Origin of the sequence: Hymenobacter guriensis (assembly GCF_015773195.1) — a bacterium.
In the GTDB taxonomy this organism is placed as follows: Bacteria; Bacteroidota; Bacteroidia; order Cytophagales; family Hymenobacteraceae; genus Hymenobacter; species Hymenobacter guriensis.
On record NZ_JADWYK010000009.1, the window covers coordinates 170,028 to 194,586 of the forward strand.

Annotated in this window: 22 protein-coding genes, 1 tRNA gene and 1 pseudogene; 15 read left to right on the forward strand and 9 right to left on the reverse strand. The window is 54.6% G+C overall.

The genetic code is table 11. The annotated features are described in order from the left end of the window. Positions 1–70: 70 nt before the first annotated feature. The 4 genes from I5L79_RS15400 (at position 71) to I5L79_RS15415 (ending at position 4,617) form a co-directional block, all read left to right on the forward strand. Positions 71–409: a hypothetical protein gene (locus I5L79_RS15400; RefSeq protein ID WP_196955954.1), complete on the forward strand. Its 339-nt coding sequence runs from the start codon at positions 71–73 to the stop codon at positions 407–409. Between the two features lie 260 nt (positions 410–669). Next, on the forward strand, positions 670–1,296 hold the full coding sequence (locus I5L79_RS15405; RefSeq protein WP_196955955.1) for a (2Fe-2S)-binding protein: 627 nt from the start codon (positions 670–672) through the stop codon (positions 1,294–1,296). Then, positions 1,293–2,273, forward strand: a complete 981-nt coding sequence (locus tag I5L79_RS15410) for an FAD binding domain-containing protein (protein WP_196955956.1) — start codon at positions 1,293–1,295, stop codon at positions 2,271–2,273. The genes I5L79_RS15405 and I5L79_RS15410 overlap by 4 nt, the downstream gene beginning before the upstream one ends. A gap of 106 nt (positions 2,274–2,379) precedes the next feature. Beyond that, positions 2,380–4,617, forward strand: coding sequence for a xanthine dehydrogenase family protein molybdopterin-binding subunit (locus I5L79_RS15415; protein ID WP_196955957.1), 2,238 nt, complete (start codon positions 2,380–2,382; stop codon positions 4,615–4,617). A 69-nt stretch (positions 4,618–4,686) separates the two neighbouring features. Here the strand turns inward: I5L79_RS15415 and I5L79_RS15420 are convergent, their stop codons facing one another. Beyond that, complete coding sequence (locus I5L79_RS15420) at positions 4,687–5,376, reverse strand: ferritin-like domain-containing protein (RefSeq protein ID WP_196955958.1); 690 nt, start codon at positions 5,374–5,376, stop codon at positions 4,687–4,689. Between the two features lie 279 nt (positions 5,377–5,655). On the opposite strand from I5L79_RS15420, the gene I5L79_RS15425 reads away from it, so the two are divergent. The 8 genes and pseudogenes from I5L79_RS15425 (at position 5,656) to I5L79_RS15455 (ending at position 13,553) form a co-directional block, all read left to right on the forward strand. Further along, entirely contained in the window at positions 5,656–6,219 is a 564-nt protein-coding gene (locus tag I5L79_RS15425) for a hypothetical protein (protein ID WP_196955959.1), read from the forward strand. A 440-nt stretch (positions 6,220–6,659) separates the two neighbouring features. Then, positions 6,660–7,259 (forward strand): annotated as a pseudogene (locus I5L79_RS23800) (phage integrase SAM-like domain-containing protein); the annotation flags it as partial. A gap of 60 nt (positions 7,260–7,319) precedes the next feature. Continuing rightward, positions 7,320–7,910 carry a site-specific integrase gene (locus tag I5L79_RS23350; RefSeq protein WP_231403130.1) on the forward strand — a complete coding sequence of 197 codons (591 nt, stop codon included), beginning with the start codon at positions 7,320–7,322 and terminating at the stop codon, positions 7,908–7,910. 19 nt (positions 7,911–7,929) lie between these two features. Then, positions 7,930–9,006: a hypothetical protein gene (locus tag I5L79_RS15435; protein WP_196955961.1), complete on the forward strand. Its 1,077-nt coding sequence runs from the start codon at positions 7,930–7,932 to the stop codon at positions 9,004–9,006. A gap of 80 nt (positions 9,007–9,086) precedes the next feature. Then, on the forward strand, positions 9,087–9,413 hold the full coding sequence (locus tag I5L79_RS23805) for a helix-turn-helix domain-containing protein (protein WP_196955962.1): 327 nt from the start codon (positions 9,087–9,089) through the stop codon (positions 9,411–9,413). A 669-nt stretch (positions 9,414–10,082) separates the two neighbouring features. After that, on the forward strand, positions 10,083–10,700 hold the full coding sequence (locus I5L79_RS15445) for a BT4734/BF3469 family protein (RefSeq protein WP_196955963.1): 618 nt from the start codon (positions 10,083–10,085) through the stop codon (positions 10,698–10,700). A 306-nt stretch (positions 10,701–11,006) separates the two neighbouring features. Then, on the forward strand, positions 11,007–12,617 hold the full coding sequence (locus I5L79_RS15450) for a DUF3987 domain-containing protein (protein WP_196955964.1): 1,611 nt from the start codon (positions 11,007–11,009) through the stop codon (positions 12,615–12,617). A gap of 63 nt (positions 12,618–12,680) precedes the next feature. Then, entirely contained in the window at positions 12,681–13,553 is an 873-nt protein-coding gene (locus I5L79_RS15455; protein WP_196955965.1) for a hypothetical protein, read from the forward strand. A 7-nt stretch (positions 13,554–13,560) separates the two neighbouring features. Here the strand turns inward: I5L79_RS15455 and I5L79_RS15460 are convergent, their stop codons facing one another. Beyond that, on the reverse strand, positions 13,561–14,217 hold the full coding sequence (locus I5L79_RS15460) for a Holliday junction resolvase-like protein (protein ID WP_196955966.1): 657 nt from the start codon (positions 14,215–14,217) through the stop codon (positions 13,561–13,563). Positions 14,218–14,683: 466 nt separating this feature from the next. On the opposite strand from I5L79_RS15460, the gene I5L79_RS15465 reads away from it, so the two are divergent. From I5L79_RS15465 to I5L79_RS15475, 3 genes are all read left to right on the forward strand, one after another. Continuing rightward, entirely contained in the window at positions 14,684–17,101 is a 2,418-nt protein-coding gene (locus tag I5L79_RS15465; RefSeq protein WP_196955967.1) for an Eco57I restriction-modification methylase domain-containing protein, read from the forward strand. Beyond that, a complete protein-coding gene (locus I5L79_RS15470; RefSeq protein ID WP_196955968.1) occupies positions 17,079–17,858 on the forward strand; it encodes a TaqI-like C-terminal specificity domain-containing protein in 780 nt (259 codons plus the stop codon). Before I5L79_RS15465 ends, I5L79_RS15470 begins: the two co-directional genes overlap by 23 nt. A 516-nt stretch (positions 17,859–18,374) precedes the next feature. Then, positions 18,375–18,704 carry a DUF5681 domain-containing protein gene (locus I5L79_RS15475; RefSeq protein ID WP_196955969.1) on the forward strand — a complete coding sequence of 110 codons (330 nt, stop codon included), beginning with the start codon at positions 18,375–18,377 and terminating at the stop codon, positions 18,702–18,704. 305 nt (positions 18,705–19,009) lie between these two features. Here the strand turns inward: I5L79_RS15475 and I5L79_RS15480 are convergent, their stop codons facing one another. From I5L79_RS15480 to I5L79_RS15510, 7 genes are all read right to left on the reverse strand, one after another. Next, positions 19,010–19,354: a hypothetical protein gene (locus tag I5L79_RS15480; RefSeq protein WP_196955970.1), complete on the reverse strand. Its 345-nt coding sequence runs from the start codon at positions 19,352–19,354 to the stop codon at positions 19,010–19,012. Positions 19,355–19,704: 350 nt separating this feature from the next. Continuing rightward, positions 19,705–20,238, reverse strand: a complete 534-nt coding sequence (locus I5L79_RS15485; protein ID WP_231403131.1) for a hypothetical protein — start codon at positions 20,236–20,238, stop codon at positions 19,705–19,707. A 213-nt stretch (positions 20,239–20,451) separates the two neighbouring features. After that, positions 20,452–20,539 (reverse strand) — tRNA-Ser (locus I5L79_RS15490). 80 nt (positions 20,540–20,619) lie between these two features. Then, positions 20,620–21,693: an asparaginase gene (locus tag I5L79_RS15495; RefSeq protein WP_231403132.1), complete on the reverse strand. Its 1,074-nt coding sequence runs from the start codon at positions 21,691–21,693 to the stop codon at positions 20,620–20,622. A gap of 134 nt (positions 21,694–21,827) precedes the next feature. Further along, entirely contained in the window at positions 21,828–22,595 is a 768-nt protein-coding gene (locus tag I5L79_RS15500; protein WP_196955971.1) for a TatD family hydrolase, read from the reverse strand. 128 nt (positions 22,596–22,723) lie between these two features. Continuing rightward, positions 22,724–23,830 (reverse strand): glycosyltransferase, encoded by a 1,107-nt coding sequence (locus tag I5L79_RS15505; RefSeq protein WP_196955972.1) that lies wholly within the window; start codon positions 23,828–23,830, stop codon positions 22,724–22,726. Between the two features lie 11 nt (positions 23,831–23,841). Then, the gene (locus I5L79_RS15510) at positions 23,842–24,474 is read right to left on the reverse strand and encodes a polysaccharide deacetylase family protein (RefSeq protein ID WP_231403133.1); all 633 of its coding nucleotides are present in this window, start codon (positions 24,472–24,474) and stop codon (positions 23,842–23,844) included. Between the last annotated feature and the right edge of the window lie 85 nt (positions 24,475–24,559).

A 24,559-nucleotide genomic window follows, 5' to 3' on the forward strand; every position in this document is an offset into this window, starting at 1 on the left:
GACCAAACAATAAGCATATTTACACCAGGCACACTTCACCAACACGCTCTTCCACTTTCATTACACATCTATGAAATCTTCCGTTTTCCGCTTGCTGCTGGGTTTTTCTCTCTTCTGCACTAGTTACTCCGCTTTTGCCCAGGAAGCCCCTGCTAAAACTACAGCATCGGCCACCGCTGATGTAACACCAGCAGATCTGGTTCGCAGCCTGTCTAATGCGCTTCAGCTGCAGCCTCACCAGGCACAGATCCTGCGCCGGGCCCTGGAGACGCCTAAGGGAGAGTCACTGACGGCCCTGCAGAAGCAGTTTCACGACGGCCTCTCCCCTGTGCAGCTGGCCCGCCTTGAGCAATGGGAGAAAACCGCGCCTACCGGCCTGCAGCAGCGTTTCATCGCGCTGGCCGAATAGACAGCTCACAAACTGTAATGCCGGTGTTGCTTAAGTAACAGCACCGGCCGCACAAGCCAACGCCCCTGGTTTCACCTGAAACCGGGGGCGTTGGCTTGTGTGCCTTTAAGAATGGGCGTATCACGTATCCGAGGCTGCAATAAATAGTATTTTATGCATTTTATATCCTTGCTTTTCGGTCAACAGGCAGGCCTGCTACTGCGTATGCCCAAAGCGCAGGTCCTCCGCCAGCTGCTTGACTCTTTAGCTTCCTGCTTACTATGAATACCGAACCCGACCTGCCGGCCAATCACGACGAGGCGCGCCGCAACTTCCTGAAGCAGTCGTCGCTGCTCACGGCTCTGGCATTGGTGCCGGGCCCCGTAGTTGAAGCCGCCGCCCAAAACCTCGATGAGCGAGTAGCCTCCGCCTTTGAGAAAGTCCCGCTCAAGCTTGAAATCAATGGCAAGAAGTTTAAGCTGGATGTGGAGCCCCGCACCACGCTGCTCGACCTGCTGCGTGAGCAATTGCATCTCACCGGCACCAAAAAAGGCTGCGACTATGGCCAGTGCGGCGCCTGCACCGTGCACGTGGACGGCCAGCGCGTGAACTCCTGCCTGAGCTTTGCGGTGATGCACGAGGGCAAGAAAATAACGACTATCGAAGGGCTGGCCGACGGCGACAAGCTGCACCCCATGCAGGCTGCGTTTGTAAAGCACGACGGCTTCCAGTGCGGCTACTGCACCCCCGGCCAGATTATGAGCGCTGTGGCCTGCGTGCGCGAAGGCCACGCCGGTTCGGAGGCTGAAATCCGGGAGTACATGAGCGGGAATATCTGCCGCTGCGGGGCCTACACCAACATTGTGGCGGCCATTCAGGAAGTGAAAAACGGCGGGCAAAAAGTATGAATCAGTTCCAGTATATCCGCCCCAGCAAGCAGCAGGCCGCCATCGAGGCCGTGGCCAGGGACGCCAACGCCAAGTTCATTGCCGGCGGCACCAACCTCGTCGATTTAATGAAGCGTGGCGTGATGGCCCCGCAAAAGCTGGTCGACATCAACCGCCTGCCGCTGGCCAAAATCGAGCACGAAAACGGCGGCCTGCGTATTGGTGCCCTGGCCCTGAACTCGGCCGTGGCCGATGACCGGCAGGTGCGCGAGCGGCAGCCGCTGCTGGCCCAGGCCATCAATGCCGGTGCTTCAGCTCAGCTGCGCAACATGGCTACCACCGGCGGCAACATGCTCCAGCGCACCCGTTGCCCGTATTTTTACGACACGGCCCTGCCCTGCAACAAGCGCGAGCCTGGCACCGGCTGCGGTGCTCTGGAAGGCATCAACCGCATGCACGCCATCTTTGGCTTCTCCGACAAATGTATCGCGGTGCACCCCTCTGATATGAGCGTGGCCCTAGTAGCCCTGGATGCTACCGTGCTGGTGAGCGGCCCCAAAGGCGACCGGCGTATTCCTTTCGCAGACTTGCACCGCCTGCCCGGCGACACGCCCGAAAAGGACACGACCCTAGAACCAGGCGAGCTGATTACGGCGGTTGATGTGCCCGACGGGCCTTTCACTAAGCACGTGAGTTACTACAAAGTGCGCGAGCGGGCCAGCTACGCCTTCGCGCTGGTGTCGGCGGCGGTGGCGCTGGATCTGGATGGCAACACCATAAAAGCGGCGCGGCTGGCTTTTGGTGGCGTAGCACACAAGCCCTGGCGCCTGCAGACGGCGGAGCAGTTCTTGGTAGGCAAACCGGCCACGGAAGAAACCTTTCGGCAGGCGGCAGCCGTGGCCATGCAGGGCGCCAAGGCCTTCAAGCACAACGAATACAAGCTGAAGCTGGCCCCGAATACGCTGATTCAGACCCTGAAAAACGCGGCTGCCGCCTGATATTGAAGGCGTGTGTTCGCGTCTCGGCGCTGAAGAAAACGGATACTATAACCCCTAATGGCGCGGAGCAGCAGACGCGAATACGCGTCTCTACAGCCTTTCCTATATGAAACCACAAGACAAGCACATCGGCGGCACACTGAACCGGGTGGACGGTCACCTGAAAGTAACGGGTGCGGCCACCTACTCGGCTGAGTATGAGCTGCCAGGTATGAGCTATGCCGTGCTGGTAGGTAGCACTATCGCCAAGGGCCGCATCAAAAGCATCGATGCCCGCGCGGCGGAGCGGGCGCCCGGCGTGCTGGCTGTCATCACGCACTTTAACTCGCCCAAGGTGCCGGGCTTCACGCCCACGGGCAAGGACCCCTCGCAGCCGCAAACGGTAGGTGGCCGGCTGAAGGTATTTCACGACGACTTGGTACGCTTCAATGACCAGCCCATTGCCGTTGTAGTAGCCGATACGCTGGAGCGCGCCCGCTTCGCTGCGCGGCTGGTGAAGGCGGAGTATGCAGCGGAAAAGCACGAAACCGACATGTCCGCAGGCCTGAAGCAAGCCTTCGTGCCCACCCAGGCCAAGAAAAACCCTAAATCCCCGGTGGCTGACTACGTGCGCGGCACCGCCGATGCCTATAAAACCGGCACTCGCCGGCTCGAAGCCGAGTACATCATCCCGACCGAAGTGCACCACCCGATGGAGCTGCAGTCCATTATAGCTCATTGGGAGGCCCCCGACCGCCTGACGCTCTACGACAAGACCCAAGGCACCCTGGCCACGCGCCGCGACTTCGCCAAGGAGTGGAATTTGCCCGAGGAAAACGTGAAGGTTATTGCCACGTTTGTGGGCGGGGCTTTCGGCAACGCCCTGCACAGCTGGCCGCACGAGTCGGCTGCCATTATAGCGGCCAAAAAAGTAAACCGGCCCGTGAAGCTGGTGCTTACCCGCGAGCAGATGACGACGATGGTGGGCTACCGGCCGCACACCTGGCAGAAAATTGGGATGAGTGCCTCGGCCGACGGCAAAATCACGGCCATCACCCACGAAGCTACGGGTCAAACGTCCAGCTACGAGGAATTTACGGAATCGACGGTGCAGCAGACCCGCATGATGTACGAGTCACCCAACGTGAACACGCGCTACCGTCTGGCAGCCCTCGACGTGAGTACGCCCATCTGGATGCGTGGCCCGGGCGAGGCTACCGGCGCTTTTGCGCTGGAATCAGCTATGGACGAAATGGCTTATTTGCTGAACCTCGACCCGCTGGAATTCCGCTTGCGCAACTACACCGACAAGGACCCCGAAAATGGCAAGCCCTGGTCGAGCAAGTTTCTGAAGGAATGCTACCAGATGGGGGCCGAGCGCATCGGCTGGAACAAGCGCCAGCTGAAGCCCGGCAGCCTGCGCGACGGCGAGTGGCTGGTGGGCTACGGCATGGGCGTGGGTACGTTTGGGGCGCACCGAGGCTCGTCGAAAGCTAATGTCCGGCTGCTGCCCAACGGCACCGTGGTGCTGCAAAGCGCCGTGACGGACATCGGCCCGGGCACCGGCACGGCCATGACCCAGATTGCGGCCGACGCGCTGGGCCTGCCACCCGACAAAATCCGGTTTGAGTGGGGAAACTCGCAGTTTGCGCAAGCGCCCACCCAGGGCGGCTCGGCCATCGTAAATACCGTGGGGCCCGCCGTGCAGGAGGCCTGTATGGCCATGAAGGAGAAGCTGCGCACGATGGCCGGTGCCAGCAACGCCGCCTTTGCCTCAGCCAGGAAAGAAGAGGTTGTTTTCGCCGATACCTACCTGACGCTGAACGGAAACCCCGGCGCCCGCGCCAGCTACGCCGACTTGCTCAAGCAGACGGATGGCGGGTTTGTCACGGTGGAGTCGAAGCCCAACGGGGAAAACAACCAGAAGTATTCGATGTACTCGTTCTCGGTGCACTTTGCCGAGGTGCGGGTGAACCCGCTCACCGGCGAGGTGCGGGTAAGCAAGCTGGTTTCCTGCGCCGATGCGGGTACCATCGTGAATCAGAAAACGGCGGGCAACCAGATGAAAGGCGGGGCCGTGGGCGGCATCGGCATGGCGCTGATGGAGGCCGCCGTGATGGACGACCGGTTCGGCCGCTATGTGACCAAGGACCTAGCCGACTACCACGTGCCCGTGCAGGCCGACGCCCCGGCCGTGGACGTACTCTTCGTGAACCAGCCCGACCCGCACGTAAACGCCTTGGGCACCAAAGGCATCGGCGAAATTGCCATCATCGGGGTGGCTCCCGCCATTGCCAATGCCGTGTTCAACGCCACCGGCAAGCGCATCCGGGAGCTGCCCATCACCCCGGACAAACTGGTATAAGCAAAAAAGCCCTGCCGTTACGATAACCGGCAGGGCTTTTTTATGACTGATCAACTGGTTTTCGCAGGGCTATTGCTGCTTTTTCTCCAGGCTCTTCAGGTGCTTATAGGTTTTCTGCGACAGGAAGTACTGGCGCTGGATGGCCTGCCGAACGGGGCTGTTGAGTGTCTGGTCACGCAGAGCATCTTCGTAGGCTTTCAGCGCCCATTCCTCGCCGTACACGTTGGAGCCCAGAATGGCTTTTTCGTCGCTGCCGGTAACGGCGGCCTTGGCATCCATCCAGGCGCGGTACACCTTGCCTTTAAGCGTAGTTTCGTCTTCGCGCTGACCGCCTACGCGGGCCAGGTGCGCGTTCAGGTCGTTGGCAAACTGCTGGCTCTGGCTTACCAGCTGCTTGTAGTAGCCGCGCAGCTCGGCGTCCTGGCTTTCGGCCACGGCCCGCTCGTAGCCCGCAATACGGTCGTTCACGAAGAGCAGCAGCTCCTGCAGCGTGGTGGCCGGGTCGGCTTTTTTAGGTCCGCTGCTTGATTTGCGGGTAGCCAGATAACCTACGCCAAGGGCCAACAGAGCACCACCTACTACTTTTTGGGTAGTGCTGAGCTTATTAAAGCTAGCTACGCCTTTGGTGCTGACGTTTTTCAGGGAAGAGGGCACCTGACCAAGCGTTTGGCCCAGGTTGCCCTGACGAAACCAATTCTGTGCCTGATCAAGCAGGCCGTTGTCAGGCTGGGAGGTAGTGGAGGAAGTATGCTGTGCCATGGTAAGAAGAGAATTAAAGATTGAGCTTCTGCTTACGAATGGGATTGTCAATGTGTTAGGTCGAGCTTGCCGCTTTTGGAGGCCCAATGTGTCCTGAGCACAGCAGATCGTGGTTTCCCGCTGCTGGATGCCCTTATGGGCTCCGGTTTTTGAATAACCAGCAAGCATGCGCTGCGTCCAAAGCCGAGGAAGATGCCTTAGCCCGAGAACCGCATCCGTAAGGTCTTGGCTTGCTGGATCTACTATGCTACGTGCTTAGAAGTGACGTATCTTGTCATTATGAAAATGCCTTATCACCTGCTGTTAGTCTGTATTCCCCTCGCCGCATTCACCGTAACCGACTGGATTACTTTCCCCATAGATGACCAAGTATCCGTACAGCTACCAAGCCAACCTACACATCTGGATGTTAATCAATTGAAAAATAGCTCTCCTGAGAAAGTAAGGCTGTTCAGTGCAAAGGATGCTGCCGGGACCTATTTCATCGTGCGGCTGGATGCTTCGGATTCACCTTCCACGTTAGATACGAAGTCGAGCCGACAGGATTTCTATGAAGGCATGATTAGCGGAATGCTAAAAAACCAACAGGGTATCCTTCTATCCCGTACCACTTTTACTACGGCCGCTGGTGAGGGGGTGGAAATCAAGTATAAGGCAATAGATAAAGGCACCGGTAAAATGACGGTAAAGTACAGCCGTAGTCTGCTGGTAGCTAAAACAAGCTATAGTTTTAACTTCTTATCTCAAGATCGGCAGGATACTACAGGTGTTGCGGGTAATGAGCAACGCAGGAGATTCTTTGACTCAATAGTTGCTAAACCTTCATCCGCGCCAAAGAATTAACGAATAGCGACTTTGATGAATTGACCAAAAGCTCAGCACTGCTCTTGTGAAGAGCCAGGATTTTAGGCTTGAATATTCTCTGGAAATGAGGCTAATAACCTAAGTTCGTCTCGTCCCAATGCTATAAGTCACCGCTGAGCCGTAGGATTTTTCTACTTTAATTGGCCTGCAAAACCATACGCATACCCAGAAAACAAAAACCCCGTTTGCAGCTTGCAAACGGGGTTTTATGCAGAGAGGATGGGACTTACACCCTACTTTCAATACTGATACTATGACACGCAAATAATAGCTCTATACAGCCTGTAAAGGCATTTCGCCTGTGTACCCCGAAAGGAACGATCGGAATAAATCGGAATAAAACGGCAGGTGTGTACCCCGTCGTGTACCCCGAAAAGCTTTTTTCAGTAGCTTTGAAATGGCAACTATTTATCCCTTTCATGGCAACTGTATCCTTCCACTTGAAGGAGCCCAAGGCAGACCGCCCTACGGCTATATTCGCGCTCCTTACTATTGACCGGCGTACTCGCATCAAAGTCTATACTGGCCGCTCCGTTCACCCACGGCAGTGGGTGGCTGGAGAGCAAAAGGCTCAGGAAAGAGGTTACCCCGATAACCCAGCCCTAAATACGGCGCTGGCAGTTAAGGCCAAACAGATTGAAGATTGCTACGCAGCCTATCTGGCCGAAGGATTAGTGCCTACCGCTGCTCAGCTCAAAGACGCCGCAGCCCCAAAGCAACAGACAGAAACCGCTGCCTCAAGTACTCCGACCCTTACCTTTTGGGATTACTTTGCCGAGTGGGTAGAACTTGCGCACCTACGTGGCAAAGCCCGAAGTGCCAGCGTGTATGACACCACCGGCCGGCACCTCCGGGGCTTTGAGAAGAAAGCGAAGTATGCCGTAGGCTTTGAAACTATTACCCCCAGCTTTAACGACCGTTTTACAGCCTACTTGCTCACTACCGCCGGCCTTACAGATAACACCGTAGCCAAACAGGTAATGACGCTGAAACGCTTTATGAAGTGGGCGGCGGAACGGGGTTACCATAGCAGCATAGGGTACGAAAGGCTAACCTGGAAACGGCAGGAACCCGATATAATGACGCTTACTGCAGAGGAAGTAGAAACGCTGGAAGCCTTGCCCCTACCCGAAAACGGCTACCTCGACAACGCCCGGGCGCTATTCCTGCTCAGCTGCTATACAGGCCTCCGGTACTCTGATCTAGTAAGCATCCGGCCCGAACACCTACGCGGCCAGACCTTACGCCTCACCACGCAGAAAACCCGCGAAACGGTAACCATCCCCCTGCAGGCCCGGGCCCTCCCGATTGTGCGCCGAATGATTGCAGGTGAAATACGGGCGGTATCTAACCAGAAGTTAAACGACTACCTGAAAGAGTTAGGCGAGCGGGCGGGTATTACAGAGCAGATTGAGGTTATCCGATACCGAGGCGGCAACCGGGAAAGCACTACCCTCCCGAAGTGGCAAAAGCTAGGCTGCCATACTGGCCGCCGTACATTCGTGACTTTGAGCCTGGAAAGAGGGCTGCGACCTGAACTGGTAATGAAGATAACCGGGCACCGGGACTGGAAGTCTTTCAAACGCTATGTGAATATTACAGAGCAGACGGTAGAACGAGAGTTTGCCCGCGTGTATGCAATGCCTTCCTTGCTTAAAATAGCTCAGTAACTATCATTACTCCATTCAGATGAAGAACTACAGTTCATCCCCGGTTGCTCAGCCCCAGTCATTTGGAACAACAGCAGGCCAATCTAGCACCCATATCCCGGCTCCCGTTTGTGCTTCATTGGCCCCTAATAGAACTATTCGGGCTGCCCAAGCCATACGGGAATTTGACTACCTAAAGGCTAAGTATCAGAAGGCAAATTTCCAACCACAGTTGGAAGCGCTAATTGCTATGCCTGTTCTGATTATGAAAGAGCGTTCAGGTAAAGAATGGACACGATTTGCACAGACAATCACAAATCAGGCTGTTTTTGTGCAGGTGAATGATAGGGGTCTAATTCATATCCAGGATGAAGCCTTTTACCGTGCAGAGTTTGGCGTTAGTATAGAGACAGCCTCAACCCTATGCTTTTTTACCAAGCTATATTATGTACTGGGACAACTTGGTAGAACTGATATTCCTATTGCGCTTGATGGAGAATATCGAAAACAGTCAGCAAGTGGTGGTGCATCAGGGTCAAACTTCATTAATGCTTTGCAGGGTTTCTTGTATAAAGCCAACATAGACATTTGGCATAAACGGATTATCAATGACTGGATAAACGAGAAGATACCCGAATGTGAATGGCTCACAATGCCGGAGCTTTGTCCAAACATGCAAATAGTACGCTCCCAGCCAAAGCGTCCTGGTAGGAAACCACGCATTTGCCCCTCAACTTTTGAGGAGGCGTTAGTAGGTCCATTTAAGCAACAACATCTGGCAGAGTTAATAAGCAGAGAGCATTTGGCATTCTATGACGCACCAAGTAGGCAAGCTCTTGCCGAACCAGGTCAATGGGCTAGTTTGTATTGGGCGCTGTTTTCGCTTGGATACATACAGAAGCTTACTATGGGCCGGATACCTGAATTGATTGCTATATCTTTCAATGGAACGACAAGCAAAAGCAGCATCAGCGCTGTTTATAGAAGTGAGCTAATTGATACGTTCCCTTTGACTAAGAATAAAATACCTGCTCCGAACACGGAAACAGAACGCATTTTCAACATCTTAAAAAGCTATTTTCCGTCGAATAAGAAAGTCTTTTCTGGCCGTTTATAGACGGCTAATTTTGACTAGCCAGCTTAAGACAGCTTTGCATCATCCCAACCGGACAACTACCCCGGCGGGCATGATGTAGAATGCAAACCATACTAACCACCGGAGTAACCTACTCCCAACTCTTAGATGATCTAAGGGCTATTATCCGGCATGAAGTAACCGCCCAAGGGCCGGCTTCTGCAGAAACGGCGGAGGCCGCCAGCCCGGAGCTGCTGACAGTGCGCGACGCAGCTACCCTGTTAGATGTATGCCCGGCTACCATCCATGACTGGAAACGCCGTGGCATACTGCCCTATCATAAAATTGGCGGGCGTACCTACTTGAAACGCGCTGACTTACTGAACGCACTGCAGGCCCACCAGCGCACAGCCAAACCAACCGGGAAAGGAGGGGCACGCCGTGGCTAACAATGTACTGCTACTCGATACCCCGCCGGTGCTGATGCTGGCTGGAGGGTTGCCCCTACTAGCTTACCTAGTGCGCCGCCGGGATTGGCCCGCCGTACCAGCCGGGGCCGCCGTGGCACTGCTTACTACCGGGGAAGGCCTAGACTACGGCCCCCGTGTTTTATGGGTAGGACAGGCCGTAACTAAATCTACTTACCTCCTACTGCGGCGGTGCGCTGGCCTTTGTACCCGCCGAGCCTAACCCGAATGACGACCCGATATTCCGGTTTGATGCTACAGAAATAAAGCGGCTCTACCTCCTGAACCCGGCTGCCGCTACTATACCAACCACCGCAACGGGCCCGGCCCGCCGCCGCCGTGGCTAAGGCTACGCTACCGGCTACCATGGATGCCGCCGCTGTAGCTGTCTTGTTCTCTGACTATAGCCCTACCCTCACCCGTAGCGGTACCGAGTTGGAAGCAGCCTTGCACCAGCGCGGGTACGTGGGCTCCCTTGCCGATTGGTTACCCATTCTCCGGGCGGGCGGCCTACGGGAGCCACGCCGGGGGGTATTCGGTGCGCCTGTAATGCCTGTGAATAACAGGGAAATAGCAGGGAATTCTTCTGAAGAATCGGACAATAGCAGGAACAAAGCAGGAATAAATAACCCTCCGGCAATTGTAACAGATATGTTATGTTTTGCGGCTGAAACCGGTGGCGAAAAGGGGCACGTTGCCCAAGCCACGGCGGCATTTGAGTGGCCCCGGTTTAGCTACTTCCGGGGCGGCATCCGTTCGGCGGCTCCCTACGCTGCCGTAACTCCGCACCAACTCTGGCAAGTGGTACACAGCCCCCGCTTTGCAGCCGCTACTGCCTGGCTCCGGCAAGCTCCGGCCGGAAGTGAGCAACGGGACGAGCGGAAGAAAGCCCTGGACTATGTAACGCCCGCTGGCACCTTTGCGCCTACCCGCGCCAACGGCAACCTACAGACACCTTCCGGCCTGCTGGTGCTGGACTTTGACCATTTGCCTGATGTGACTGCCGCCCGCGCTACTCTGCTATCGGATGTGTTGCTGCAGCCCGGACTAGTGCTGCTGTTTACCAGCCCCGGGGGCGAAGGGCTAAAGGTATTACTGGAAGCTGACCCTGCCGCCTCCCACCTCGACAACTTCCAAGCGCTTGCCTCCTATCTGGCAGGCCGATATGGCCCTGAGCTACAGCCCGACTCCTGCGGCAAAGATGTGGCCCGCGCCTGCTTTGTCTGCCACGATGCCGACGCCTGGCTAAACCCGCGCTTTGGCGGGTAAGTAGCTAAAGCTTTTGCTCAAAATCGAGCTATACAAAACTGTACATTATAACGAGCTGGCAATGCCCATTACCCTAACCGACCTTCGGGCCGCAACGCCCACGCCTGCGATCCCGAACCCTACGGAACCCTACCATTTACCGCCCCTGCAGCCTACCACTGAAGGCACTACCAGGAGTTTCGGGAGCAATACGCACGCGTGCGCGCCCGCGCGTACTGGGGCCGAAACTCCCGACCTGATAAAACCTGATGCTTCCGCGCGCGCGCGCGCGCGTACGCGCGTACTGGTCGCATAATGCCGGGTGGGGTGCTGGATTGGTGCCTGCTGCAGTATGAAGAACGGCACGGCGGCTTCCCGGCGCGGGGCGGGCGCAACGGCTGGCTTACGGCGCTGGCATTCTTCTGTAATGAGAAAGGGGTGCCCCATTCCGACTTGGAAAGCCACGCCGCCAGGTACGCTGGCCCCGACTTCACGGCCGACGAAATCCGCCGCACCATAAGCGGCATATACCAGCGCGAAGCCGCCCACCACAACAGTAAGCCTTGGGAGCCGCCTACTGTCAGAGTTGAGTATGCCAGCACCCTACCTACCCCCGCCGCTCTTGCTCCGACCTCGCCAGCCGGGCCCCTCGATACACCTACTATTCCGCCGGAGGTGTATCAGCTGCTACCGGAGTTTCTGCAGCGGTGCTGCCAGCCCTTGCCTACCGCCCGGGAAAGAGACGTGCTGTTGACCGGCGCGTTGGCCGTGCTATCGGGATGCTTCCCTACGTTGGAAGGCATGTATCGGGGCAAGGTTATCGGGGCCAACGTGTACGCCTTTATAGTGGCCCCGGCGGCCTCCGGCAAGGGGGCACTGGATTGGGCCCGTCGCTTGGCATGGCCGCACCATCTTGCCTTGCGGGAAGCCAGCCAGCGGGAACGGGACGGATACGAGCTGCAGCTACAGGAATACGAGCAGCAGAAGCGCGCCGCCAAAACCGGCGGACCGCTGCCACCCCGGCCCGTAGAACCACCCCGCCGGCGGCTATTCATCCCGGCCGACAATGGGGCGGCCAACGTGGTAAAGACGCTGGCCGAAAACCACGAGCGTGGTATCATCTGCGAAACGGAAGCCGACACCCTAAGCGGCGCGCTAAAACAGGACTTTGGCGACTACTCTGCCCTACTGCGAAAATGCTCCGAACACGAGCCGCACCAGTATGACCGCAAAACTGCTGGCACATACGAGCTAAGCCGGCCGGCCCTATCAGTGGCCCTAGGAGGCACGCCAGAGCAGGTGGCCCGGCTTATTCCAAACGCGGAAGATGGGTTGTTTTCCCGCTTCTGGTTTTACGCCTTTGAGGCTCCGCACCAGTGGGACGACCCATTTGCCGAGCCTTCCGGCGGCTCCCTCGATACCTGGTTTGATGCCCTGTCGGTGCGGGTATCCGAAATGATAGCCGCCGCCGGCGCGGGCCAGGTGCTGGTACGCCTTGCCCCGGCTCAGCAAGTACGCTTTAGTAGCGCCTGGAAAGCTTGGCTACGCGAGGGAGTAGCCGACTTTGGGGAAGGCTCCGGTAGTGCCTCCAAACGGCACGCCCGCGCCTGCTTCCGCCTATGTATGCTCCTGACACTGCTGCGCTACTTTGAGAACGGCGAAGCCCCGGCCGGCAAGGAACTGACCTGCGAGGATACCGACTTTGCGGCCGCCCTGCGACTGGCTGACGTGTACCGCCAGCACGCGCTGGCTTTGTACGAACGGATGCCCCGCCCTACCGGCTCCGGCTTCGGAACGGCCACTAAGTACGCGGCTAAAGCCGGGCAAGAAGCCTTAGCCCGGGAACTGCAAACGCAAGGTCTTGGCGTGCGGGAAATAGCCCGACAATTGGGCGTGCATTTTACCACCGTGGCCCGCTGGCTGCGCTGCGACGTGTAGCGCGTAGCAAAAACGCTACGCTACACTTTTCTCCATATTGATACACCTGTTTTCTTCCCCTACATGCGGTTCACCATCCTGGAAAAAATCAAGGCCAATACTCCGTTGGCTCACTTGTTTAATGCTTACCTGTCTGGCCTTTCGACGCTGGAAATTTTCAGCACGCCCCGTGAATCCATGCGGGCTTGCCGTGTCGCGTTTGTTACCGAAGCCCTAGGCGCAAAACCTACGCTTTCCATTGTTGAGCAGGCCCAACGTTACTATGAGCTAACGGTACTAAGTAATGCACTGAACAATCTGCACAACCATATACAAGCCGCGGCTGATGTGCTGAGCGACTTCTTTACGGAGTACGAGGGTAGCCTAATCGCCTACGCTGTAGCTAACCGGAAGCGCCTGCTGTTAGAATTTGGCGGAGGGGAAGATGATGACTGGTATCATACTGGCAACGGCAACCCCGACGCGGGCGAAGGCTGGGAGGTTACTGAAACGACAGACCCGGCCCGCTTGGCTGAATACAGCTTATATCGAGAACTTACCCGCTTCTTTCCCGGCCCCGAAAGCCACGGGGAATACATCGGCACCAGTGGCCCGATTGACTTTCACCGCTTCACGGTGGCGGTAGAACACCAAACCGACTTTGCCCCGCGCAAAATGTTTGCGGCCGTGGGCGGCGTTGAAATACCTATGTACCGGCAAGATGAAAACGGCCAGATGGTGCCTATCCCGGTAATTGATCAGATAGAGCAGGAAATTAATGAGGATGTAGCCAACGAACGGCTAACGGCCTATTTCAATGCAGTAATAAATGCAGGCCAGCATCTAGCCGAACTGTATGCCACCATGGCGCAAGACGACCTGCAGGGCTACAAGTTGCTGCACCAATGCTTAAGCAATATGCTTACCGTTCAAATGGAAGCATATCCGCCGTTTTGATGATTTATTACAAACGTAGTTCTCGCCAATGTACCCTGCCATTCATAACAGCGTCCCTAATGAGTCTTTGTCTTTTGCTCAAACTTGAGTCGCCTGTTTTTATTTCCAGCATATACACATCAACAACATCTTCATTATCAATACCATCAAAGACAATCATATCAATAGGACTACCAATAAAACGGGCTTCTTTTGGATTAAAAGGAAAGCCATTTTGAAATGGTATTAGATGCTCAGTCACCTTACCCATTATTACCGCTTGGCTACGATTAATAGCATCTTGCCTAAAGAACATTTCATTCTGCGCCTTCCAGTTCTCCAGATCAGCCATTGCGGCCTGTTTTGCTGAGGCTGCTAATGTGGCTCGCAGGTACTCAACTTCGCTTTTTTTGTATTGCTCTACTTGTTCATATACCTGCTCACGTATTAAAGCTGGCATATTGGAGTACGTTTCTTCTAACTTTAGCTGAAGTGCTTCTATAGTCATTTTGAGTGCTTGATTTTGCTCTTGATTAGTGCTAATAGTATTGTTAAGGGACTGGCTATAGGTACTCAAGTGCTCAACCTTAAGCTTACTAGCTAATAACGCTTTAACTGTTTGATAGTAGAACACGCATACCACTATTAACCCTAATAGTAGCAAAGCAGCAGGCCATTCAAACATCTTCGAAATATTATAGTTTTTTCTACCTGTGAATGTATCTTATGCAGGGTGGTATTCCTAGTTATATCTTCCTTCCCCTTGCTGCTATTTGTGCTCCATGGTCTAACGCAAACCAGTGAAGCATACCTCCCATACCCCTAAGCCAGCAGCCTCCATGGTAACAGTCAATGCTTGGGTATTACTTTCTTACCGTTAAACAAACGGGAAATAACGCTCCATAATCTTAGCTTCCGAGCTGAGTTCTACCCTATTATTATCCGCTTTAACTTAGCCCGACTTCGAAGCGCGCTGGAAGAACTCCCGCGGCGCGGAGCGGGCCACCGACGGCCTGTTCCTGATGGAAGATGTTTGTCTTGAGATATGAATCCCTAAAAACATTTACTAAACATAGATAAGCAGGTTGAAGAGGAAGTCGCACTATCCTGAATCGGTGCTACCTTCCGAGCCTTTTAGCTTGCTCTAGACTATGCCTGAATTACTGCCGCTGTTTCCAGCTACTAGCCTTCCAGCCCCCTTTACGCATTTCGATGCGGCAACTTCTCTTCCCGATTTCGCGGAACGAGTACGCCACTTACGGCGGTGGCAGCAGGCAATTAAGGATGGCTATGTACGAGCCAACAAAGAGGAGGCTCTGCAGGCGGAATTTCTAAATCTGTTGTTCGGTGAAGTGTTGGGGTATGAGTACCAATCCACAACCCACCGCCAATTACAACTTGAGCTTAAAACCTTAACGGATGGCACTAAGCCGGATGGTGCTCTTGGGGAATTTGTAACAGTACCGAGCGGGGGCTTGGGTGGGCCTGTGCGGGCCGTGGTAGAATTGAAAGACGCCCGTACCGGACTAGACGCTAAGCAACGCGGCGGCGGAAAGGGCCGTGCTGAAACGCCGGTAGAACAGGCGTTCAGCTATCCTAGCAAGTTTGGCAGTTCTTGCCGTTGGGTAATAGTCAGCAACTTTGTGGAGCTCCGGCTTTACTCTGCTCAGGATCAAACACGCGCCGAAGTATTCCAGCTTGAATCGTTGCCAGATCAACCGGAGCAGTTGCGGCGTTTCTTTGCGCTGCTTCTATCCCAACACTTGTTGCCCACTCCTGGTAAAGCGGACGCCGCGTTAGATGAGGCCCTGCAACAACGGCAGCAGGAAGAACTAAAGATTACCAAGGCATTCTATAAAGACTACAGTAACGCCCGGCGTCAGCTACTAGATCATCTTATTGAGCAGAACCCCGACGTTCCGCCGTTGGAAATGTTGGCGCACACGCAAAAACTCTTAGACCGGGTAATCTTTGTGTGCTTCTGCGAGGATAAGAATATCATTCCCCGCCTTACGTTCCGGCGGTTGTTGGATGCCGTTCGGGCAAACGTGTTCGATCCGGCGGATGATAAAGTATACCGCACCGTCCGTGGGCTGTTCCATAGCATTGATAAGGGCAACCCGGCCGCCAATATCAACCGCTTCAATGGTGGGCTGTTTGCACCTGATGAGGCCCTTGATACTCTTCACATCAAAGACCGCACGCTTACGCCGGTTATTCAACTGGAACAGTATGATTTTGCCTCTGATCTGAACGTCAATATTCTTGGGCACATCTTCGAACAAAGCCTTTCAGATTTAGAGCAGGAACGCGCGCGCCTTTCCGGAGAAGCTTACGACAAAAAGCAGGGCAAACGGAAACAGGACGGTATTTTCTATACGCCGGAGTATATCACCCGCTACATAGTTCAGCAGGCGATTGGAGGATGGTTACAGGAACGCCGGCGGGAAGCGGGTATAGAACAGCTACCAGAGTTGAATGATGAGGATCGGGCTAGTATCCGTATTGGCGTTGGCAACCGCTTGGTACAACCTACTACAAGGGTGCAAAAGCATATTGCCGCCTGGGAGAAATACGCCCAGCGGTTAGAAAATATCCGTGTACTTGATCCGGCGTGCGGGTCGGGGGCATTTTTAAATGAGGCCTTTGGATACCTATTGCGTGAAGGCCAACAGGTAAACCAAGAGCTGGCAGCCTTACGGGCGGGCCAATTCAAAGTATTTGATCTTGATCGGCATATCCTGCAACACAATCTCTATGGAGTAGATTTGAACCCGGAATCAGTAGATATTACCCGCCTCAGCTTGTGGCTGCAGACTGCTAACCCAGGGAAGCCGCTTACCTCCCTTGATCATAGTATCCGTTGCGGCAATTCACTAATCAATGATCTTACTGTGGCTGGCTCTCGGGCTTTTGACTGGCAAGCCTCATTTCCGGAAGTATTTGAGCAGGGCGGTTTTGATGTGATAATTGGGAATCCACCCTATGGAGCAAAAGTATCAGCCCCAGAAAAAGAATATTTAGGTAAAGAGTATTCTTTTTCTGGGGCTGATACATATTTAATGTTCTGGGAACTTGCAATTAAAATTGCAATTGATGGAGGTTATATAGGATTCATAACTCCGAATACTTTCTTGGTAACAGAGGGCAATGAGATGATTAGAAGGCATATATATAATAATGCTTCTTACCAATCTATGCTTGAGGTATTTGGGGTTTTCTCTGAAGCTGTTGTCGAAGTAATTATTCCTATCATTAGGAAAAGATCAGTAGATACGCCCTATGAATTTAAGTCTATATTGACTTCAAGGGAAAAGGGTTCCTTTGAAAATAAGTTTAATAGCGCTGTAGTTATTGGTTTTAATTCAAGTGACTTACTAAATAGAGATAAATTAATATTTAATTACAGGGAATCTAGTGAAGAAAGAAATTTGTATAACAAATTAAAGTCAATTGCGTCTCTAAAAAATATTGCCAAGGTAACTACGGGAATCAAGCCTTATCAAGTTGGTAAAGGGGTTCCCGCGCAGACTAGGCAAATTGTTGATGAGAAGCCATTTACTGGTTAGCAAACATAGTGATTCTTGGTTGCCAATAGTTAGAGGAACTGAGATAAATAGGTATCTGACCAAATGGAGTGGTGAATACATTAACTACGGAGATTTTCTTGCGGAGCCACGCGGCAGTATAGACTTCTTGTCTGAAAAGATATTCATTAGGAGAACAGATGATAAAATACTTGCTTCATATGATGATAGTAAATTTTCCGCTATTAACTCAGTGCAATGTGTGCAGATAAAACAAGGTGATTTACTTAATTATAAGTACCTGCTCAGTGTGTTAAATTCAAAAGTTATTAACTGGTACTTTAGGCACGAAAATTTCCACATGGTTGGCAAGCCATTAGCGGAAGTGAAGGTGGTTTTTATAGAGCGACTTCCTGTCCCTAATATTTCACCTACTGAGCAACAGCCTTTTGTTGAAGCGGCAGAAACATTGTTATCTGGCTACAGGGAATTGAATGAGGCTGAAACTAGAGCAATGCGTCTTATAAGAGCTGAACTAAGTCTGAGTGATACATTGAATGGTAAGTTGTCTCTTTACCAACCTTGGGCTAGGTGGAGCAAAGCACTCGAAAAATCACTAGGTCGTAAGCTCACGCTCTCCGAGAAAGGGAATTGGCTGGAGTTTCTTGATGATTTTCAGGCTAAGCAGCAACAGCGCCGCGCACAACTAGCCGCCCAAGATATAGCCCTTGACCAGATGGTGTACCAGTTATATAACCTCACACTAGAGGAAATTGCGCTTGTCGAAGGACAGGGCTAAACTGTTTACCTCTTACACATCTACTGCAGCGCAAAGGGTATACCTAATCAGTATACCCTTTGCGCTGCAGTAGATATGAGCAGAATGGAAATTTGATTTTATGGAACACTGCTATTCACTGAGTTAACAGTGTTACTAGCCCAGTATCCGAATCCGCAAGAATTATAGAGTTAAGAGTGAGGAGTGGGGTAAATCCTTGATCAAGACAGCTGATGTACCGGAGCTAGCCGCCATTTTTCCCTAGGTGCATAATTCAGGTAAAGGGGGGGTGAGTAAAACCGTTAAGATTTGACTTGTTAATGTTTCGCCCTTCAGGGAGGGGCGGGTAAAATCTTTATAGCTACTTCGGGCATACCGCAGAGTATCCGCGCCGGCGTATGCATGCAAAACTCAACCCCAAAAGTCCCACCCTATTGGTTAACTATGACCCTGCCGTTGCCAGTCGTATCTTACTGTAAACAACAGGCATAAAACAGGCGTACCCGCAACGGGTACACCCACACACGCCAAACACCTATGCAGTACGAAAAAGGTACCAGCGGCAACCCCGCCGGTCGCCCGAAGGGTAGCCAGAATAAAGCCACCTCCCATGCCCGGGAGCTAATTGGGGCCGCCTTGGCTGGCCTCGATGCAGGTACGCTCCGGGGGCACTTGCTCAGCTTGCGCGGCAAGGATTTTATAGACGCCTATGTAAAGCTGGCTGAGTTTGTAACCCCCAAGCTGCAGCGCACCGCCTTGGCTGCCGATGATGAGGAACGTCCGGTAACAGTTACCCTGCATATCGGCGGTACCTCGGAGCAGCGCGAAGCCAACAAACAGGCTGCCCGCTGGCTGCTCCGGGAATAGAGCGCGAAAGGCGGGACAGTACCCACCATTTCCGGCGGGCTTTCTCTCGCCTGTGAGCAGAAGCGCTACCCGCCCGCCGGGAAGCAGGCTATCCGGTTTACTGGACACTCTATCGGAAAAAGAAAAGGGCCGCCGTGACGATTGACACGGCGGCCCTTACCCGTTGGTAGGAGCTGGCAACTACTTACCCACCGGGTTAAACAAAGATAATTGCGTAAGACAACAATGTATTGGCTAGTGGCTCTTTAGAAGTCAGTATTATACCTAAATTATAAGGCAGCCTAAGGCCGTAAATCGTTTGAATCCTATTTTGTTACAGCATGTATCTCACTGAGACGCCGTTGTATTACATATTTGCGCTCACTTCCACTTCCCAGTGGTAACATCCAATCAAAGGCCTCTAAAATATCAGGGTGAGATAACACGATGTCTAATTGCTTATGTATAAAATCTTTTACCTCACTAGCACCCTCGCTTATTTCCTCTAATAATTCAGATCTATTGTCCACGATATGAACAATATCTTCTAAATCCTTGCTAAGCCTTATGTCATCCATCCCTCTACTTTGTAATGCTTCCAGTTTCGTGGCTATGTAGTAGATAGGAAGTAGGATACGAATAGTTGTAGCATCAGGTAATGTATAATCCATAGCTTGAGCAAATCCTTTGACATACCATGGATTAGAAAACCCTAGGACACTTGGGTCTGTGGGCATTATATCAACTATGTAGGACTCATATTTCCAACGGCATATTATACCAGATTCGACGTCATTCCGAAATCCCAAGGCTCTTAACCTCTCCTCTAATTCAGGAAAAGCACTATGTGGAATGACTTCGATTATACAATCTACATCAGGAGTCACTCTCGGTTCAGGACTATTGTCAGTTGTACTATATAAGTTAACTGTTGTACCCCCGACGAAAACAACTTCGTTTCTCAGTGTTCCTAGAGCCCTAGCTACACCTTGAAGCAGTGCTACATTATTTGGTCCATTCATTATCGTTTTACCTTCATAAGTTCTGCTAATAAGTCTACTGCAATACTTTTCTCACGTGGTCTCCCTATCCGTAAGGCATCCGTCAAACTTAGTAATGCATACAACTCTTTATCATGCCGAATCGCATTTACCACCGTTGGGTAAAGCGGTTCAACTGTCAGCCCCCAATGTGATCCTTCTGCATCAGGCCATACGTACTGTTCAGCCTGATTTGAGCCATGCACTAGGTATTCATTAAGTGGTGGTCCACTGTGCGCAGTCGGTATACCTCTTGCATATGCCCCTGGTCGGACAGGAAAAACGTAGGGTAACCCATGCATCAAGAACTCAAAAAGAGTGCGCCTATTCACACTTAGTCGCCTTTCGTCAATTAGTCGTGCAAATTCACACCGATTCATTACTTCTGATACTTCAGATGGGCTAATGCTTAACTCATGAGCAACCCGATTGCCCAGCCATGGCTCATCATTGAATTTTAGAATTTTTAGCAGGACAAGAACATCCTGAGGACGCATGCCATTGTGCTTTCTCATATGCTTAGTTTCTAGATTTGCGATTCGCGATTCGCGAATCGCGAATCGCGAATCGCAAATCTAGAAACTAAGCATATGAGAAACTAATGGAAACGTGTTACGCATGTATGATTTATGAATGTCTTAAACGAGGAGATATACTCACCCGTGTACCCCTACGCGTACCCTTGAAAAAAGAAAAGCCCGTTTCTGAATCAGAAACGGGCTTTTATGCAGAGAGGATGGGATTCGAACCCACGATGAGCTTTAGACCCATACACACTTTCCAGGCGTGCTCCTTCAACCACTCGGACACCTCTCTAGGATGCGGGGAAGTGGCGCAAAATAACACCCTATTTTCCGGAAACGCAAGCCGTCGGGTAATTCTCACCAGCCAGGCCCCTACCCCGGCGTGATTTCGCCGCGCAGGTCGCGGGCCAGACCGGCGGCCGTTTCGGCTTCACTGAGCGGCTGGGCCAGCACGTACATGAGCTTGGTAATGGCCGCTTCGGTAGTAATGTCCTCGCCTCCGATAACGCCCAGGTCGCGCAGGTGGGCGCTGGTTTCGTAGCGGCCCTGCTGCACGTGGCCCTCGTCGCACTGACTCACGTTGAGGATGTGCAGGCCCCGGTCGGTGGAGTCGCGCAGGGCGCGGGTAAACCACGGCGCCGTGGGGGCATTGCCGGCCCCGTACGTTTCGAGCACACAGCCCCGCAGGTCATCTACCTCCAGGATGCCGCGCACCATGCGCTCGGCAATGCCTGGGTAGAGCTTCAGGATAGTTACCCGGTCGTCCAGCTCCCGGTGAAAAAGCGGAAGACCGGGCGGCACGGCCGTACGAATAAAGGCTTGGTTGTACTCCAAATCGATGCCGGCACGCACCAGGGGCGGGTAGTTTTCACTTTTGAAGGCGTTGAAGTGGCCGCTTTCCACCTTTTTGGCCCGGTTGCCGCGCAGCAGCACGTTGTGAAAGAAAATACTGACTTCGGGCACCCGGGCCCGGCCGGTTTGCGCGTCGCGGGCGGCGGCCAGCTCCAGGGCCGTGAGCAGGTTTTTGCGGGCATCGGTGCGCACCTTACCTACCGGCAGCTGGGCCCCGGTGAAGATGACGGGCTTGGTGAGGTTTTCGAGCAGAAAGCTCAGCGCTGAGGCCGAGTACGCCATGGTATCGGTGCCATGTAGTACCACGAAGCCATCATACTCCGCGTAGTTTTCCCGAATGATGTCTACCAAGGTAAACCAGTCGGCAGGCATCACGTTCGACGAGTCGATGGGGTGGGCGAGGCTGCGCACGGTGAGGCGCACGTTGAACTGCAGCAGCTCCGGCATCAACTCCAGCATGCTGCTAAACTCCATCGGCGCCATCTCGCCCCGGCGGTTGTAGGACATGCCAATGGTGCCGCCCGTGTAAATCAGCAGCAGCGAGGCCTCTGGTGCGGCCGGCGCGGCAATGTTAATATCCAGTAACTGGTTCAAAAGCAGGCAAAGGTAGCTCCGGGCCCGGAGCGGTGGGTGGAAAGCAACGGCAGGCAAACGCCGGTGGGTGAGGCCGACGAAAGGGCAAGCTAAGCGTTTACCGATGATTTTTCCACGGGCGCCAGCAGCTTTTGTTATAGCCGGAACAGCTCCCGGGCCGTGCGGGTGGTGGCTTCGGCTACTTCTTCCAGCTCTTTGTCCAGCAGCTCCGCCACGCGGTGGGCTACCAGCGGCAGATACGCCGGCTCGTTGCGCTTGCCCCGGTAGGGCACGGGCGCCAGGTAGGGGCAGTCGGTTTCCAGCAGCAGATGCTCCAGCCCCAGACCGGGCAGCACCTTATCGAGGCCGCCGTTTTTGAAGGTGACCACGCCTCCAATGCCCAGCTTGAAGCCCAGGCTGATAACCCGCTCGGCTTCGGCGCGGGAACCCGAGAAGCAGTGAAACACACCTTGCAGCGTCCCGTCCTGCGCCGCTTCTATGAGTTCGAAGGTTTCCTCGAACGCCTCACGGGTGTGCAGTACCAGGGGGAGCTGGTGCTTTTTGGCCAGAGCAATCTGCACGCGCAGGGCTTCCTGCTGCCAGCCCAGCGTAGTTTTGTCCCAATGCAAATCGATGCCGCACTCCCCTACCGCCGCAAAGGGTCGCTGACCCAGCCACGTTTCCACCTCGTACAGCTCTTTTTCGAAATTTTTACCCACCGAGCACGGGTGCAGGCCCATCATGGCCTGGCACTGCTGCGGGTGCTGCAGCTCGGTTTCCAGCATCTTCTCAATGCTGGTATGGTCGATGTTGGGCATCACGATGGAGCGCACGCCGGCTTCCCAGGCCCGCTCCAGCATGGCGTCGCGGTCTTCTTTGAACTGCTCGGAATAGACGTGGGCGTGCGAATCGGTGAGGTGCATATTGTTAGTTTCTGGTTGATAGTTGCTGGTTGCTGGTTGCGGGCAAAGGTACTACGCGGCGCGGGCGCCGGATTACAGCCGGCTATTTAGCATCAACCCTAAAACCGGGAACCAGAAACAAACCACTATTAAGAATACCGGCGGCCTTTCCAGGTGAAGCCCAGCGGCAGCAGGCGGAAGGCTACCAGACCCAGAGTGAGCCCCACAGTATAGAACTCAAACAAGGGCAGCAGGCGCAGCGGCGGACGCAGGCCCACCCGGTAAAAGGCCAGCGTGGCCAGTACCCCCTGAGCCACCATTTTGGCAGCCAGCACGGCCAGCGCAGCTACGGGGTCCACGGCAAAGCCCAGCAGCAGCAGTGCCGGATAAATCCCCGCGTAGACCGTCAGGGCCACCTGCAGCCGCCAGGGCAGGGCTTCCACGCCCCGCAGCCAGCGCCGCCGCTGGTGCAGCAGCTGCCCGAAGGTGGCCGTGGGCAAGGACTCAGCCAGCACCTCAGGCGCAAAAATATTGCGGGAAGTAAAGCCCCGGTCCAGCACGGCCCGGAACAGCGCATAGTCCTCCGTGACGGAAAACGGCAGCACCTCATAGCCGCCGGTGGCCTCGTAGGCCGCGCGTGTTACCAGCATATTATTGCCCATAGCCGTCACGGGCCGGCCCCAGTCCGATACCACTTGCACCAACGACAACGACACAAGCCAGTCGAGCCCCTGGAACTGGTCGAACAGGCGCGGACCGTCTACTACGGTAATGCCCGTGACGATGCCCACCGTGCCTTGTCGGCGGCTCAACAGGCCCTGCAGCCAGCGGGGCGGCACGGCAATATCGGCGTCGGTGATGCAGAACACGTCGGTAGTGGCGGCGCGGGCCAGGTGGGCCAACACGTTGGCTTTGCCCCGCGCCTCTCCCATCGTATCGGTAATCGGAATCAGCCGGAAGCTGCCCGGGTAGTCCTGCATCATGGCCTGAGCCAGGGCGGCCGTCTGGTCGGTGGAGGCATCGTCGCCCAGCAGCACTTCCACCAGTTGCGACGGGTACTCCAGCGCCCGAATGGCCAGCAGGCACCGCTCAAGGGCGGCTTCTTCGTTGCGGGCCGCCAGCAGAATACTCACGCGGGGCAAGGGCTCCGGCAAAGGCGGCACAGCGGGTTCGCGCCGGCCCGCAAACCGGACGATGGCCGTGCCCAGAATGGCAAACCACACCGTCAGAAACAATAATAGCCCCGTCAGCAGCATCAGGCAAAAACTTACAGGGCATCGAATGAATAGCCCTGCCCGGCAAAGTGTGCGAGGTAGCGCGGCAGCACGTAGCGCAGGTTGCGGCTGGCCTTCAGGCTGTCGTGAAACACCACAATGGAGCCGGGCCGGGTAAGGCTGATGGCTGTGCGCAGGCAGTCTTCGGGCGCCAGCGTGTGGTCGTAGTCGCAGGTAAGCACGTCCCACATAATCAGCTGATACTGCTCGTTCAGGAGGCGGGCCAGCGGAACAGTGATGCGTCCGTAGGGAGGCCGCAGCAGCGGGCGTGCTTCGGGCGCGGGCAGCACGGCTTCCAGCGCCTGCTGGCAGCGGGCTACGTCGGCCAGGTAATCGGTGCGGGGCGTGGTCCAGCCGCTGAGGTGGTGGTGGGTATGGTTGGCCAGGCGGTGGCCGGCGGCCAGCACGGCGCGGGCAATGCCTGGGTGGCGCTCTACATTGTCGCCCACGCAAAAGAACGTGGCTTGGGCGTTGAACCGGGCCAGCTGCTCGAGCACAAACGGCGTTTCCTCGGGAATAGGGCCGTCGTCGAATGTCAGGTACAGGGTGCGGCCGTTGGCGGGCATCTGCCACCAGCACTCTGGTAGCAGGCGGCGCAACAGCTCAGGCATTCGGTACAGACGCATGGGAGTAATTAGGAAGTGTTAACAGTAGGTATTATTTTGGAGGATGGACTTTATGCTGACGGACGCGCAATGGGCGCGCATCGCG